Consider the following 16,298-nt stretch of genomic DNA (forward strand, 5'->3'; position numbering starts at 1 on the left):
ACCTGTCTGTGGATAACCGTGAAGTGAAAATGGAGCATGATTGATATCCGAAAAGGAGTTACCTTTCAACCGCGTGTTTTTCTTGGCAAAGGAGCAATGGTGAAAGTTACGAATTCAGTGTCAGGGTAGAGATGGAATTGGGAGTAAACTCATGTATTTAGTTGAACAAGATCAGTGGTGTTTATTCTAAGCAGGTGGTCATGCTGTGATCGTTGATGAAGGAGATTAATGGATCAACGGACTTAATTTTGAGACATCTGGAATGTGAATTAACCGAAAATGAAGAGGTAAGTATTACTCAAATATGGATGTAGAATGATATGATTGTATCCTATGATTCTGCAGGATAAATTATGCGTCTATAGCAAAATAGGGTGTGCCTAAAACCGATTTTTGGTTTTAGGCACACCCTATTTTTTTGTGTGAAGAGATGAAGTATGGATTGATGATTTAGAGACGGGGAAGGGACATTTTGCGCTGGAATTCAGCGATATCTGCGTATTCCTCTTCCAGTTTGCGAGAGATCCGAATATAGATGGGCAGAAGTTCCTGGTAGAGTACGGCATTCTCTTTCACAGGGGTATGTCGATGCGTTGTACCCACCATGGAAGAGACGGCATGAAGCGATTTGATCCGCCCAGTAGCGTGCAAGCCAAGTACGACGGCACCCAGACAGGAACTTTCGAAGCTCTCGGGCACAACGACCTCCTGATTGAAGATATCAGACATCATCTGACGCCAGAGAGGAGAGCGCGCAAACCCACCTGTAGCTTGAATAGAGGTAGGCTGCCCAATCTGTTCTTCCATGGCGAGCAGTACTGTGTATAGGTTGAAAATAACCCCTTCCAGGACAGCACGGATCATATGCTCTTTTTGATGATGGAGTGTTAAGCCAAAAAAGGAACCACGGGCATCCGGATTCCACAAAGGGGCACGTTCGCCCGACAGGTACGGGTGGAACAGAAGTCCTTCCGATCCTGGCCGGACACGTTCGGCAATTTTGGTTAAGACATCGTAGGAATTGATACCGAGTCGCTTCGCTGTCTCCACTTCAGAGGCGGCGAATTCATCCCGCACCCAACGGAACAACATGCCACCATTATTCACAGGCCCACCTATAACCCAAAGATTCTCTGTAAGGGCGTAACAGAACGTCCGACCTTTGGGGTCGGTAACTGGACGGTCCACGACGGTACGGATGGCCCCGCTGGTTCCGATGGTTGCTGCGACAACACCAGGTTCAATGGCGTTTACGCCGAGATTGGATAAAACCCCATCACTTGCGCCAATTACGAAGGGTGTGGAGGGGGAGAGTGCCATTTTTTCAGCAGATTCGGTATTCATTCCTTCTAATATATGAGTTGTGGGTACGAGCTTTGAAAGGTGGTCCGGTGTAATGCCAGCTACCTCAAGGGCCTCTGCGTCCCAGTCCAGTTGTTCCAGATTGAGCAAGCCTGTACAGGACGCGATGGAATGATCAACAACATATTGGCCGAATAGACGGAAGAACAGATATTCTTTAATAGAAATAAATTTCGTTGTACGTTCAAAAATTTCAGGCTTATCGTGGCGCAACCACATCAGTTTGGTTAGAGGTGACATCGGATGAATAGGTGTACCTGTCCGCAGATAGATGCGATGTCCTAATCCATTCTCTTGAAGCTGGGCAGACCATGCTGCACTTCGATTATCCGCCCAAGTGATGCAGCGGGTTAAAGGTTGGTTGTCCTGTCCCATGGCAATGACACTATGCATAGCTGAGCTGCAGGATACAAACAGGATTTGCTCGGCAGCTACACCGCTCTGATCCATGACTCCACGGACAGAGCGGAGGGCCGCTTGTACAATCTCTTCAGGGTCCTGTTCGGCCACATCCGGTGCAGGGGTATACAAAGGGTATTCCTGCGTTGAGGTACTGATGACGGAGCCTTGCTCGGTAAATAACACGGATTTGGTACTGGTGGTACCAATATCGATCCCAATCATGTAGTTGTTCATATATTTAATCCTTCTTTCTTCAGAAAGCGATAAGATTTTAATTTCTTTCTACTATAAAGAGTCTATTTATACGACTGTACTCAGGAGCAAAATAAAGATCAGTCCGACTACGGATAATAGTGTTTCCATAACGGTCCACGTTTTCAATGTCTGGGCAACGCTCATATTAAAGAATTCTTTGATCATCCAGAATCCGGCATCGTTCACATGAGACAAGATGAGTGACCCCGCGCCTGTGGCAAGTACAACCAGCTCAATATTCGCTCCTGGTGTGAGTGCAAGCACCGGAGCGACGATGCCAGCAGCTGTTGTCATGGCTACGGTTGCTGAACCGGTAGCTACACGAATAAGTGCAGCGACAAGCCAAGCAAAGAAGATTACATTAATGTTGGCATGGGTGGCCACTTCAGCAATGGCGTTACCTACACCACTGTTAATCAAAACCTGTTTGAAAGCACCGCCTCCGCCAATAATGAGAATGATGGTCGCCGTAGGCGCCAGACATTCACTGGTGAAACGAGAAATATCGTGTTTGGTGAATCCACGTGCAAAGCCGAGTGAGAAGAGGGCAAATACAACTGAAATGAGCAGAGCAATGATCTCATGACCTATAAATTCACTGAAAACGGTAAAGCCGCTTGTGGCATTTGGGTCAATGATGCTGGCTATGGAACCAATCAGCATCAGAATAACCGGCAGCAATATGGTAAACAGGGTAATACCAAACCCAGGCATGTTGCTGTTTGTTTTGGTTGCGAATTGTTCAGCCAGTTCAGCTGGCGGTTCGGTGTGTACTCTTTTGCCAATAAATTTACCAAACAAAGGTCCTGCAATAATCGCTGTAGGAATACCAACAATGAGAGAGTACAGAATGGTTTTACCCAGATCCGCGCTGTAGGCTCCAATCGCTATCATTGGCGCTGGGTGGGGTGGAACCAAACCGTGTACAGTCGACAGACCGGCCAAAATGGGAATACCAATCTGCAGCAGAGACATGTTGGTTTTACGTGCAACGGTGAAAATGATCGGAATCATCAAAATTACGCCGACTTCGAAGAAAACAGGAATACCCACGATAAATCCAACAATCATCATGGCCCAGTGCACACGTTTCACACCGAACCGATCGACCAATGTCGTGGCAATGCGCTCTGCACCGCCCGATTCGGCCATCATCTTGCCAAGCATCGTACCGAGAGCAATAACAATGGCAATGGTTCCAAGTGTGCCGCCAAGTCCCCCAGTAATGGAAGAGATCACATCGGCAGGTTTCATGCCTGTAAGTAAACCGAGCATTAAAGCGGACAACAGCAGGGTGATGAAGGGATTCCATTTATACTTGGAAATCAAGACGATCAGAAAAACGATCGCAATTAACGTCCAAACCAATAATGTTGCATTGTGGGATAATCCAAAAAGAGTGCTCATGATGTTATGTGCTCCTTTATTTCTGATATAGAACGCTTACAAGTGAGATTAACTTTATCAAGTGTAACCATGTCAGTACGTGCAGTTAGGGATAGGGGCAAAATTGTAGTGTTATCATGCCCAAATTTGAAACAATATCGCATTTTGTATACTTGTCGACAAGTTAAGCCGCAATCATTCACAGTGGATATGATTGCAAACGCCTTGCTCCTTTTAGGAATCAAAGCTCTCGTGCAGGGTTTTGCCTGAATCCTGGAAATACGTGCGGACTCCAGCCTGAATGAGCGTTTTGTCACCGGATTCAAGTGCTTCAACGAGCGAACGGTGTTTCTCAATTACAGCGCTTACTTTCTGCTCGCCTTGAACGAATACTCTGCGCGTCGTGAGCAGCATAACGGTCATCACAACATATCGAATGCTCTTCCATAGATGTGAAATACGGGAATGCTGAGCAGCTTCAATGATGGTCTCGTGGAAAACGAGATCCTGATAGGCGAATTCAACGGCGTCCTGATGCCGTCCAGCAAGTTGCATTTTGTCGATCACGTTACGCAGCTGGGTGATTAATGATTCTGGGACATCACCAGCAAGTCGCTGCTGTACAAAACTTTCAATCAGGAAACGGACATCATACAATTCTTCGACATCCTTGATTCGTAGTCCAATGACAACGACACCCATTCGTTCAAGCCGAATAAGTCCTTCATTGGACAATGTTCGTAACGCTTCGCGGACAGGTGAACGACTGCTGTCAAAATCAGCAGCAATTCGATTTTCCGACAAAATCTCTCCAGGTCGAAGAGTACCGCTGATGATCCGCAACCTTAATTCGCAGGCAATGGCTTCACCACGGGATGCCCCTTGAAGCCAGGAAGAAGGAAATAGCATATGGCTAACGCTCCTATTAATAATAATCAGTTCATTACTGATCATAGCATAACTATTTTGCGGACTGGACATTTCAGTTCAATCCATAGTCTGTGGCTACAAGCTAACGGCTCATGTTTTTTTCAAAGGACTACTTGTATACAAGATGTGATTTTTATCCTACACCTTTCTCAAAAACTTGTAAACCATAATTGAAGCGGATACAACATGATTCGAATTCGACAATTTTAATAGCTATAATCATTATCCACATGTGAATAACTTCAAACAGGATAGAATAAAGGAGATAGTGGGTATTGGAGGGTGTGGATAACTATAAATGCTGAAATATGCTGATCTGATCAGGGTCTGGGGATAACTTTCAGGACTCTCTTCGAGGCTTGATAATGGGAGTCAAACGAACGGACTGTGGTCATTACTTTGGGTGAGCTGGAGAGTATATATAAAAGAGGGAGAAGCTGTGCGTCTTGCAGTTGACTTTTGCAGGTGGGCATGGTTAAATATATAAAGGTGTTTTCTGTGAAGATGAAAGTGATTCATCACATAAGTATTTCCTTGTGAGGAGGTGCAATACATTGAGACCTACATTCAAACCGAACGTTAGCAAACGTAAAAAAGTTCATGGTTTCCGGAAAAGAATGAGCACGAGCAACGGCCGTAAAATTTTGGCCGCACGTCGCCTTAAAGGCCGTAAAAACCTGAGTGCTTAATGCATTGAAGACCACCGAGGTGGTCTTTTTTTTCTTAATTAGCTCAATTTAGACTGGATGCTGCTACAGATCAGGTCTGAATGGTCTGCGAAAAAGTGCTGAACACACAAGATTTATGTTGAGTGAGTTTTCCATTTGTCGAAAACTTACCTTATATAAGGATGAATGCTGATCAGTTCAAGTAGCTGATTAACAATCATCAAAGATGAATGTTTGCTCGGTTTAAATTACCGATCAACATTCATCCCAAATGAAGTTGTCCCTGGACGGTTTACCGTCATTCAAGAAAGCCTATACTAAATCAGTAATGAGGCCTCCGTCAACAACAATGATGGAGAACAGCAAGGAGAAGCGCCGTGCATAAAAGACTGCGTCTACGAAACCGGGCGGACTTTAGCCGCGTATACCGGTATGGAAAATCGTTTGCCAATCATCAATTCGTGGTGTATGGCTGCCGACGTAAAGATACGGAACAATTCCGGGTGGGCGTATCATGCAGCAAGAAAATCGGAAACGCTGTCGTACGCAACCGGATGAGACGCATGATTAAGGAAATTGTTCGTCACCATGAGCATGAGATTGTCACGCAAATGGATCTGATTTTTATCGTCAGAAAAGGTGCACTGGACATGCCCTACAAGGAGATGGAAAAAAGCCTGCTACATGCGATGCGCAAGGGCTCACTTTTGAAGTCGAGCAAGCGGTAAGCTTCGGTTTATTTGTCCTCCTAATTATGGTATGATTTACGGTGGAATGGAATGGTTAAGAGAGGGGTTATGAAGTGTCGCGATTGAAGACATCAAAGGGGAAGTGGATTCTCCTCATTGCAGTCATTGCAATGGTCACTGTACTCGCCGGATGTACTCCACAGGGAGCCGGGGTTACTACGGAAGATCTGAAGAATAGTGGCTCATTCTGGCAAAGCAATGTTGTGTACTGGTTCTCACTGGCGCTGGATACATTCGCCAACTGGTTTAACGGTGAATATGGACTGGCCGTCCTCGTGATGGTGCTTATTGTACGGACATTGATTTTACCATTAACAATGAAACAAGTCCGTAGCTCCAAAGCTATGCAGGCGATTCAGCCGCAGCTGAAGGAGATTCAAGCCAAGTTTAAAGATACACCTGAGAAAGTTCAGCAAGAAACAATGAAGTTGTTTCAGGAGAACAAAGTTAATCCGATGGCGGGTTGTCTGCCGCTTATCATTCAGATGCCGATTTACATCGCACTTTATAACTCAATTTACGGAAACTCCAGTCTGAGAACCCATGATTTCTTGTGGCTCCAGCTCGGGGAACCGGATCACCTGTTTATTTTGCCAGTGCTGGCTGCGATCACTACATTCATTCAAACATGGATGATGATGCGTATGAACCCTGCACAGCAAGTGGGACCAATGCAGTTCATGTTATGGGTTTACCCTATCTTGATCTTCGTGATGTCCTATCAGTTCCCGTCTGCACTTCCGCTGTACTGGTTCTACAGTAACATCTACACGATCGTGCAAAACTATTTCCTTTACCGGAATAATGATAAAATCGTGGCTGAGGTCAACGTGAAGCAGAATAGCTCTTCCAAAAACGGAGCTAAACGCAAAAACGGTGGCAAAGCGACCGTCTCTGGAAAAGGGTCGAAAGGGGCCAAAAAATCGAAATGACCAAAGTCATTACGTCAGGAAAAACCGTTGAAGATGCTGTAAACCAAGGATTGACCCAGCTTGGCGTAAGTCGGGACAAGGTCGAGATACAAGTGTTAGAGCAGCCGTCAAAAGGATTCCTGGGTTTGATCGGGGTGAGGGCGGCCAAAGTTGAAGTGAAATTATTGCCTGTACCGGAAGCTGTTTCACAGCCGATCAAACCAGCTGCATACGAAACTGAGGTAGATGCCTTACTTGAGGGTGTTGCAGCTAAAAATCCCTATGAAGAAGCGGCTGCTTTCTTGAAAGAGGTCGCAGCGGGTATGGGACTGGATGTTGAAGTGCATATCAAAAAACAGCGGGATGGACATATCTTCAATATTGCCGGCGACGATCTGGGCATGATTATTGGCAGACGTGGACAGACGCTGGATGCGCTCCAGTATCTGACGAACATTGTAGCGAACCGATACTCGGAAAGCTTCGTTCGAATTGTGCTCGACGCGGAGAATTTCCGTCAACGTCGGCGTAAGACGCTGGAGGATCTGGCTGAACGGTTGGCCGGACAAGCCATCCGTACCGGTAAGGAAGTTGTACTGGAGCCAATGCCTCCGCTCGAACGAAAAGTCATTCATGCAAAACTGCAAAATCACCCGCAGATTAAGACCCTGAGTAAGGGCGAAGAGCCTAATCGGCGTGTGGTTATTACGACGAAATAACTCGAAATTGAAGACGCAATGGCTTCCTGCCCGATGCAGAAGCCATTGCTTTTTTCGTACAGAAGCAATTTGGTAAGGTACGTAGAACAAGTGAAGAGTGAACTTAATACGATAAGTGACATGTCATATGTTATATCATTAATAGAGTTGAAAATGGATATGGCGTCCCCCGAAGGACGGCAATTTTAAAATAGAGCAAGGAGAGATAACCATGATCAGTGATACGATCACAGCGATATCAACGGCTGTCGGAGAGGCGGGTATTGCCGTAATCCGGGTGAGTGGCCCAGAAGCAGTGTCGGAGACGGAAAAGATTTTCCGCAGCAAAACCCCTTTAACTCAGGCAGCATCTCATACGGTTCATTATGGTCATATCATAGATCCAGTGAGCGGCGAGAAGATCGAGGAAGTGCTGGTAACAGTCATGCGCGCACCTCGGTCGTTCACAACTGAAGATGTCGTGGAGATCAGTGCCCATGGTGGTGTAGTGTCGGTAAAACGGGTCATGGACTTGCTGTTGCAGCTCGATATTCGCCTGGCTGAACCTGGTGAGTTCACGAAGCGTGCTTTCCTTAATGGGCGGATTGACCTGTCTCAGGCTGAGGGTGTCATGGATCTAATTCGTTCCAAATCGGACCGGGCTTTCTCGGTTGCATTAAAACAAGTTGAAGGCAAACTGTCCTCCAAACTGCGTGATTTACGATACACTCTGGTGGAAACATTGGCTCATATTGAAGTAAATATCGATTATCCCGAGCATGACGTGGAATCGTTAACGTCTGATTTTATTAAAGAAAAGTCCAGTCAGGTTATGACTGAGATCGATAAATTGCTGACGACAGCAGAACAAGGAAAAATCCTGCGAGAAGGTATCACGACCGCTATTGTTGGACGACCTAACGTAGGTAAATCCTCATTGATGAATACACTGGCGCAAGACAATCGGGCTATCGTCACAGACATTCCAGGGACAACTCGTGATGTAATTGAAGAGTTTATTACGATTAATAACATTCCGCTGAAGTTGCTGGATACGGCAGGCATACGGGAAACGATGGACGTTGTAGAAAAGATCGGGGTAGAACGCTCTCGTTCTGCGGTAAGTGAAGCCGACCTGATCTTAATGGTTGTGAATGCTGCGGAGCCACTTCATCCCGATGAGATTGAATTATTGGAACAAATCCGCGGTAGACAATCGATAATCATTATGAATAAAATGGACTTAACGCCACAGGTAGAACGTGACGTGCTGCTTCGATATATTCCGGAAGAACGGCTTGTGCCGATGTCGGTAAAAGATGATCTGGGTGTGGATCGACTGGAAGAGGCGATCTCTACGCTATTTTTCAGTGGTAAACTGGAGTCCGCAGACCTGACCTATGTCAGCAATGTGCGTCATATTGCGTTGCTGAAAAAAGCAAAGCAATCCCTGGTGGATGCGTATGAAGCAGCAGATCAGTTCATTCCAATCGATATGATTCAGATTGATGTTCGTTTGGCGTGGGAGCACTTAGGCGAGATTGTTGGAGATACAGCACATGATGCATTAATTGATCAGATTTTCTCCCAGTTCTGTCTAGGAAAGTAAAAATAATATACTGACGATTGACTTAAATCGTAGTGTATGATGGAAAGGTACAATTTCTGCCTGTTGTCAAAGGATGGAATGATATTGTAGCCATTACGTGTTGGTTTCATATAGATAGGAATGCAAGTTCCGATGAACGGTTAGAAGTATTTTGTTTTCATTATAAGGGGGTAAACGGGAATGGCTTTTGATGGCGGCAGTTATGATGTAATCGTCGTTGGTGCAGGACATGCTGGTGTGGAATCCGCGCTGGCCGCAGCTCGTATGGGGTCCAAAACACTAATGATTACGATCAATCTGGACATGGTGGCCTTTATGCCTTGTAACCCATCTATTGGGGGACCAGCCAAAGGACATGTTGTGCGTGAGATCGATGCACTCGGTGGAGAAATGGGACGGAATATCGATAAAACCTTTATTCAGATGCGGATGCTTAACACGGGTAAAGGACCTGCTGTTCACGCACTTCGTGCTCAGGCAGATAAATTCTCCTACCAGCATAAAATGAAGGAAACGATGGAGAATGAACGAAATTTGACGATGCGTCAGGGTATGGTTGATCGACTGATCGTTGAAGACGGAAAATGTGTAGGCGTCGTGACTCAGACCGGAACGGAGTATCGGGCCAAAGCAGTCGTTCTGACAACAGGCACATACTTGCGCGGCAAAGTGATCATGGGTGAGTTGATGTATGAGAGTGGACCGAACAATCAACAACCCTCTCTTAAATTGTCAGAGCATCTGCGCGAACTGGGCTTCGATCTGGTTCGTTTCAAAACGGGTACACCACCACGTGTGCATAAGGATACGATTGATTTTAGCAAAACCGAAATTCAGCCTGGCGATGATGAGCCGAAGTTCTTTTCCTATGAAACAGAATCTTCCGATAATGAGCAGTTGCCTTGCTGGTTGACGTATACCTCTGTGGAAACACATCAGATTATTAATGATAATCTGCATCGCGCACCGATGTTTTCGGGTGTAATTGAAGGGACTGGACCGCGTTATTGTCCATCCATTGAGGATAAAATTGTTCGGTTTAGCGACAAACCTAAACATCAGATTTTCCTGGAGCCGGAAGGCAAAAATACATCCGAGTATTATGTGCAGGGACTATCTACAAGTCTGCCAGAAGATGTTCAACTTGCGGTTCTGCGCTCCATTCCAGGTATGGAAAAAGTGGAAATGATGCGTAACGGTTATGCGATTGAATATGATGCGATGGTGCCTACACAATTGTGGCCATCCCTTGAAACCAAACGCCTGCCAGGTCTGTTCACAGCAGGTCAGATTAATGGTACTTCCGGTTATGAAGAGGCGGCTGGACAAGGCGTTATGGCCGGCATTAATGCAGCTCGCAAAGTACAAGACAAAGAACCGATTGTGCTTGATCGTTCCCAAGGTTATATTGGCGTGCTGATTGATGATTTGGTAACTAAGGGTACAAATGAACCGTATCGTCTGTTGACTTCACGCGCTGAGTATCGTCTGTTGCTTCGCCATGATAATGCAGATATGCGTTTGACGGAAATTGGACATGACATTGGCCTGATCCCTGAAGAGCGTTATGCGAAATTCCTGGATAAAAAGGCAAAAGTCGAGCAGGAAGTCGCACGTCTGAAAGTGGCTAAGGCTCGCCCGGTTGAAGTGAATGCCAAGCTGGAAGAGTACGGATCTACACCTATTCAAGATGGCAGTACGTTGCTTACCTTGCTGCGTCGCCCGGAGCTGGGGTATGAACTGATTGAGCAGCTCTCACCATCTGAGGTAGAACTGACAGCAGATATGAAAGAACAAGTGGAAATACAAATTAAATATGCGGGTTATATTGAGAAACAATTGATCCACGTGGAACGTTTGCAAAAGATGGAGAAAAAGAAAATTCCGGACACCATCGTATATGATGAGATTCATGGTCTTGCTATGGAAGCCAAACAGAAGCTCGCTACGATTCGTCCAATCTCGATTGGTCAGGCTTCTCGTATTGCTGGAGTTACTCCTGCCGACATCTCTATTCTGCTGGTCTACCTGGAGCATTATAACCGTGTAACCGCAGCAAGGGGACAATAATGGACGATATTCAACAGCAACTGCAACGGCGCTTAAAGAAACATGGATTAGAACTGGGAGAACTCCAATTGGAGCAATTCGAACTGTATTATCAGGAGCTGGTATCCTGGAATGAAAAGATGAATCTGACCGGAATTACGGATCGTGAGCAAGTGTATACCAAGCATTTCTATGATTCGGTATCGCTGGCCTTTTATACAGACATGACCAAAGTGAATAAGCTGGCTGACATTGGATCTGGAGCGGGTTTTCCTGGATTGCCACTGAAAATCTGTTTCCCGCACATTAAGCTTACGATCATTGATTCATTAAATAAACGTATTGGCTTCCTACAGCATGTGGTAGATATCCTTGGTCTGACAGACGTGGAGTTGGTCCATGGACGTGCGGAAGAGATTGCACGCAAAGAAGGGTATCGTGACAGCTACGATCTCGTTACGGCGCGTGCAGTAGCCAAGCTGGCTGTACTGAATGAATTCTGTCTTCCTTTTGTTCGTAAAAGTGGAATATTCGCTGCCATGAAGGGTGGAGATCCGCGTGAAGAAATGAAGGAAGCGGAGTTCAGCTTCAATCAGCTGAAAGGACGGGTTAAGGCCGTTCATCCATTCCAGCTCCCGGTTGAAGAATCAGAGCGTCACATCATCCTAATTCAGAAATTTGATAAGACACCATATAAGTATCCACGCAAACCAGGCACTCCAATGAAGACGCCGCTGATATAGTTGTGTAATGGATAAAGAGGATGTTTCACGTGAAACATCTTCTTTTTTTTGTTTTCTGAAAGGGAGGACTAGATTTAGCAACACAGATATTCCATAATACATATAATTTAAAGAAACTATATTGATGATTTCCACGTAGAGTATCTCATGGATAATTTCATGAATTGAACGTGTACAAGACGTCATATTTCCAATATTCACAAAGAAAAAGCAGGAAAATTAGCAGAGTTTAAAGAATAGGTAAGCATAGGATTATGATATAAAAGATGATAGAATAGAAGTATCCGATCCTGGGTTACAGCGATCATAGATTATATGTATAGATAGATGGATATGCGTTCCATGTTGTATGACAGAAGGCATTATAAAAGGCAAAACTTATTCCAAGAACGATGCATGTGAAGGGTCGCTTATTGAATAAGAAGCACCTGCAAAGACTGTGGGAGCTATTACGAAACTAGGTGGTAATCTGCGGAATGAAAGAACAATTTTCGAAGTTGTTTGGTTTGGCGGAGCGCAATAACGGAGATGAGATCAAACAGATTCCGGTTAATGAAATTGTGAGCAGCCCATATCAACCCCGTACTATTTTTGATGATGATAAAATTGATGAGTTGTTGCAAACGATCAAAACACATGGTGTCATTCAGCCTATTGTCGTTCGCGTGCGAAATGGATCATATGAGATTATTGCCGGGGAACGTCGCTGGCGTGCAGTTCGAAAACTAGGTTTGGATACGATTCCGGCTATTGTGCGTGAATTCAACGATTCTCAGGCCGCATCCATTGCACTGATTGAGAACCTGCAGCGTGAAGGATTAACCTCGATTGAAGAGGCTGTCGCTTATCAGAAGCTCATCGACTTGCATCAACTGACACAGGAAAGTCTTGCACAACGACTCGGCAAAAGCCAGTCAACCATTGCCAACAAAATCCGTTTGTTACAGCTCCCGGATGGCATTAAGGCTGCATTGATGGAACGCAAAATTTCTGAACGTCATGCAAGAGCATTACTTTCTCTCGATACGGAAGAACTGCAGATGAAGTTGCTCGGTGAGATTATTGAAAAAGAATTAAATGTGAAACAGACAGAGGCACGTGTTGCCTTCTACAAGGAATCTTCCAAGATCAAAAAATCCAAACGTGTTTCCTTTACCAAAGACGTAAGACTTGCACTTAATACGATTCGCCAATCCATTGATATGGTAACTGGCTCTGGTCTGGATATCAAAACAAAAGAAGCAGACCATGAGGATCATTATGAGATCGTTATCCATATTCCAAAACGTAAATAATTGAAGCTTATGGCGGCAATGGGCCGTTTTTTATGTCTATAAAGCAAGCTAGGTCTGACATTTATAAAGAACGGTCGGTACATGGATGGAACGGTAGTTGTTGTTTGTGTGGACGATAGCCGCCTGCTTTTTGTTAACAATATCTCACAACCTACAAGAAAAGACTCCTATTTTATTTGAGGTGAAGTAATTGTCTAAGATTATGGCCGTAGCAAATCAAAAGGGCGGTGTGGGGAAAACGACGACATCTGTTAACTTGGGTGCAGGACTGGCTTCACTCGGGAAAAGAGTATTGCTTGTCGATATTGACCCTCAGGGGAATACAACCAGCGGAGTTGGAATCAATAAAGCAGATGTGGCTAATTGTATATATGATGTCATTATTAATGAGGTTCCTCCTCAAGAAGCGATTGTGGAGACTCAGATTGAAGGCCTTCATATCATACCCGCAACGATTCAGCTTGCCGGAGCCGAGATTGAATTGGTGTCCACGATATCACGGGAAGTTCGCCTGAAAAAATCACTCGCCATGGTGAAAAAAAACTATGATTACATACTGATCGATTGTCCACCATCCCTTGGTATGTTAACGATTAATTCGTTGACTGCTTCCGATTCGGTGATCATTCCGATTCAGTGTGAGTATTATGCACTTGAAGGATTAAGCCAGTTGCTTAATACGGTTCGTCTGGTACAAAAACATCTGAATACTTCCCTGCAGATTGAAGGGGTATTGCTGACGATGTTTGATGCACGGACTAATCTGGGAATACAGGTTATTGAAGAAGTGAAGAAGTATTTTCAACAAAAAGTATATCAAACGATTATTCCGCGCAACGTACGGCTTAGTGAAGCACCATCTCATGGTCAATCGATCATTACGTATGACCCTCGGTCAAGAGGGGCGGAAGTGTATTTAGAGCTCGCAAAGGAAGTGATTTCTTATGAGTAAGCGGCTTGGAAAAGGTCTTGATGCCCTCATTCCTTCGCTTTCAATTAATGACGATGATAAAGTCGTAGAAATCCCGATTAGTCAACTGCGGGCTAACCCCTATCAACCACGTAAAGTATTTGATGAGGGCGCGATCCATGAACTGGCTGAGTCCATTCGTCAGCATGGTGTTATACAACCTATTATAGTTCGTCCTGTATTAAGAGGTTATGAGATTATTGCCGGAGAGCGACGGTTCAGAGCATCCCAATATTGTGGTAATGCCACCGTACCTGCTGTAGTCCGCAACTTCAGTGATCAGCAGGTAATGGAGATTGCGTTGATTGAGAACCTGCAACGTGAGAATCTGAATGCGATGGAAGTTGCAGTTGCTTATCAGGGTTTAATGGATCAATTCGCGTTGACTCAGGAAGAGTTGTCTGTAAAAGTAGGTAAATCACGTTCTCATATCGCTAACTTCTTACGTCTGTTATCTTTGCCCGAAGAGGTGAAAGACCATGTTTCACGTGGAACATTATCTATGGGACACGCACGTGCCATCGTAGGCATTAAAGACGAGGTTGTAGTGAAGCAACTTGCCAAACAAACCATTGATCAGCAATGGAGTGTACGTGAGTTGGAGGAAGCTGTTCAACAACTGGATCGTTCCAAAACAGGTGAGGCTAAAGCCAAATCGAAATTGAAAAAGAAAGATCCATTCATTGATACGTTGGAAGAATCTCTGCGCGAACGTTTCAAAACGACAGTGAAAATCAAGCATAATAAAGATAAAGGTAAAATTGAGCTCAACTACTACAGTCAACAGGATCTGGAACGACTATTGGAATTATTACAATAACAGTCGGTCTATGATTCATTAACAACATGCGGGGCTTACTCATGTCATGACATATCGCCTCTGTACCATGGAGATACGATATGTCATTCTTTGTTTATTGGGTCATATGCATAGTACGTGCAGGCGAATTCATAATATATTGGACAGGGGTGGTTGTGAGGTGGAGGGAGTTATCTATCTGGATCATGCAGCAACATCTTGGCCCAAACCACCTGCTGTCGGTGATGCGATGTTGAGTGCATTGGAGATTGCCGGAGCCAATCCTGGCAGAGGAAGTCACCGGATGGCTGTTCAGGCAAGTCGTGTATTGTTCGAGGCGAGAAAATCGATATCCAATATCTTTGGAATTAAAAATGCGAATGATATTGCATTCGGACCAAATACGACAGAAGCACTAAATCTAGCTATTCAAGGCTCGATCAAAGAGGGCGATCATGTAATTGCCACCATGGCTGAACATAACTCAGTCAGACGACCACTGGAGTACTTACGAAGGCTCCGAAATGTTGAGATTGATTATGTACCTGTTAATGCTGCGGGAGCTATTGATCTGATGCAAATGGAACGTATGTTTCGTTCGAATACCAGATTAGTGGTATGTACACATAGTTCCAATCTCCTTGGCAGTATTCTTCCTATTGGTGAAATTTCGCTCCTGTGTCGTAAACATCGGGCGATCTTATTGGTAGATGCAGCGCAGAGTGCTGGGGTTATGCCTGTGAATGTACAACAATTGGACATTGATATGTTGGCTTTTCCAGGGCACAAAGGACTGCTTGGTCCTCAGGGTACAGGGGGCTTGTACATTGCTCCTGAGCTCGATATAGAGCCTTTACTTCATGGGGGAACAGGAAGTCAGTCAGAAGCGCTGGAGCAGCCTAAGGTGCGTCCTGATCGGTATGAAGCGGGGACACCCAATACAGTCGGGATCGCAGGGTTGAATGCGGGGGTGAAGCACGTACTGGAGTTGACACCAGCGTTCATCTACCAGCATGAGTGGGAACTGACTCAGCATATGATGGATGGATTGTCATCCGTCAAGGGTATTCGAATGCTCGGTCCAGAGATTGGGCAGCCACGCACGGGATTAGTATCCTTTACTGTGGAAGGGTATGATTCGGCACAACTCGCCTTCCGATTAGATCGGAATTATGGGATTGCGGTTCGTTCCGGCTTTCATTGTACACCGCTTGCACACGAATCTGCTGGTACAACCGCTACCGGAGCAGTAAGGGCAAGTGTGGGATACAATTCAACTCGAGAACATGTGGATGCACTCGTTAAGGCAGTGTTGGAATTGACGGGGACAGACTAGATTATACTTGAAATGTTGAACTCATTTGGTAGTGTGCTGCTGTGTGATTAAGCTTATGGATATCCGGTTGATTAATAATAATTGATAAAATTACAGACAGACGTAATCTGATCAAAAATATAGAGGGGTAGTTGCA

14 protein-coding genes are annotated in these 16,298 nt (G+C 45.0%); 11 read left to right on the top strand and 3 right to left on the bottom strand.

Translation table 11 applies throughout. The features are described 5' to 3' along the window. Nucleotides 1-450: 450 nt before the first annotated feature. From gntK to MHH93_RS16810, 3 genes are all read right to left on the bottom strand, one after another. Nucleotides 451-1,998: a gluconokinase gene (gntK, locus tag MHH93_RS16800; protein ID WP_500054937.1), complete on the bottom strand. Its 1,548-nt coding sequence runs from the start codon at nt 1,996-1,998 to the stop codon at nt 451-453. A gap of 66 nt (nt 1,999-2,064) precedes the next feature. Continuing rightward, nucleotides 2,065-3,426, bottom strand: coding sequence for a GntT/GntP/DsdX family permease (locus tag MHH93_RS16805; RefSeq protein ID WP_500054938.1), 1,362 nt, complete (start codon nt 3,424-3,426; stop codon nt 2,065-2,067). A gap of 213 nt (nt 3,427-3,639) precedes the next feature. Beyond that, on the bottom strand, nt 3,640-4,314 hold the full coding sequence (locus MHH93_RS16810) for a GntR family transcriptional regulator (RefSeq protein WP_500054939.1): 675 nt from the start codon (nt 4,312-4,314) through the stop codon (nt 3,640-3,642). 575 nt (nt 4,315-4,889) lie between these two features. On the opposite strand from MHH93_RS16810, the gene rpmH reads away from it, so the two are divergent. From rpmH to MHH93_RS16865, 11 genes are all read left to right on the top strand, one after another. Then, nucleotides 4,890-5,024: a 50S ribosomal protein L34 gene (rpmH, locus tag MHH93_RS16815; RefSeq protein WP_017691413.1), complete on the top strand. Its 135-nt coding sequence runs from the start codon at nt 4,890-4,892 to the stop codon at nt 5,022-5,024. Nucleotides 5,025-5,380: 356 nt separating this feature from the next. Then, nucleotides 5,381-5,731, top strand: coding sequence for a ribonuclease P protein component (gene rnpA / locus MHH93_RS16820; protein WP_500054940.1), 351 nt, complete (start codon nt 5,381-5,383; stop codon nt 5,729-5,731). 74 nt (nt 5,732-5,805) lie between these two features. Next, on the top strand, nt 5,806-6,684 hold the full coding sequence (locus MHH93_RS16825; protein ID WP_338589664.1) for a YidC/Oxa1 family membrane protein insertase: 879 nt from the start codon (nt 5,806-5,808) through the stop codon (nt 6,682-6,684). Further along, complete coding sequence (gene jag, locus MHH93_RS16830; RefSeq protein WP_500054941.1) at nt 6,681-7,382, top strand: RNA-binding cell elongation regulator Jag/EloR; 702 nt, start codon at nt 6,681-6,683, stop codon at nt 7,380-7,382. The genes MHH93_RS16825 and jag overlap by 4 nt, the downstream gene beginning before the upstream one ends. A 211-nt stretch (nt 7,383-7,593) precedes the next feature. Continuing rightward, the gene (gene mnmE, locus MHH93_RS16835) at nt 7,594-8,970 is read left to right on the top strand and encodes a tRNA uridine-5-carboxymethylaminomethyl(34) synthesis GTPase MnmE (RefSeq protein WP_278297493.1); all 1,377 of its coding nucleotides are present in this window, start codon (nt 7,594-7,596) and stop codon (nt 8,968-8,970) included. Between the two features lie 180 nt (nt 8,971-9,150). Further along, nucleotides 9,151-11,040 (top strand): tRNA uridine-5-carboxymethylaminomethyl(34) synthesis enzyme MnmG, encoded by a 1,890-nt coding sequence (gene mnmG / locus MHH93_RS16840; protein WP_091035227.1) that lies wholly within the window; start codon nt 9,151-9,153, stop codon nt 11,038-11,040. After that, nucleotides 11,040-11,762 carry a 16S rRNA (guanine(527)-N(7))-methyltransferase RsmG gene (gene rsmG, locus MHH93_RS16845; RefSeq protein WP_074092898.1) on the top strand — a complete coding sequence of 241 codons (723 nt, stop codon included), beginning with the start codon at nt 11,040-11,042 and terminating at the stop codon, nt 11,760-11,762. The genes mnmG and rsmG overlap by 1 nt, the downstream gene beginning before the upstream one ends. Nucleotides 11,763-12,238: 476 nt before the next feature. Further along, a complete protein-coding gene (gene noc / locus MHH93_RS16850) occupies nt 12,239-13,057 on the top strand; it encodes a nucleoid occlusion protein (protein WP_433749262.1) in 819 nt (272 codons plus the stop codon). 190 nt (nt 13,058-13,247) lie between these two features. Continuing rightward, the gene (locus tag MHH93_RS16855) at nt 13,248-14,009 is read left to right on the top strand and encodes a ParA family protein (protein ID WP_024629525.1); all 762 of its coding nucleotides are present in this window, start codon (nt 13,248-13,250) and stop codon (nt 14,007-14,009) included. After that, nucleotides 14,002-14,847, top strand: a complete 846-nt coding sequence (locus MHH93_RS16860; protein ID WP_339238899.1) for a ParB/RepB/Spo0J family partition protein — start codon at nt 14,002-14,004, stop codon at nt 14,845-14,847. Before MHH93_RS16855 ends, MHH93_RS16860 begins: the two co-directional genes overlap by 8 nt. A 160-nt stretch (nt 14,848-15,007) precedes the next feature. Beyond that, entirely contained in the window at nt 15,008-16,162 is a 1,155-nt protein-coding gene (locus MHH93_RS16865) for an aminotransferase class V-fold PLP-dependent enzyme (RefSeq protein ID WP_500054942.1), read from the top strand. Nucleotides 16,163-16,298 lie beyond the last annotated feature (136 nt).

This window comes from Priestia sp. FSL H7-0729 (genome assembly GCF_038005685.1).
Lineage (GTDB): Bacteria > Bacillota > Bacilli > Paenibacillales > Paenibacillaceae > Paenibacillus.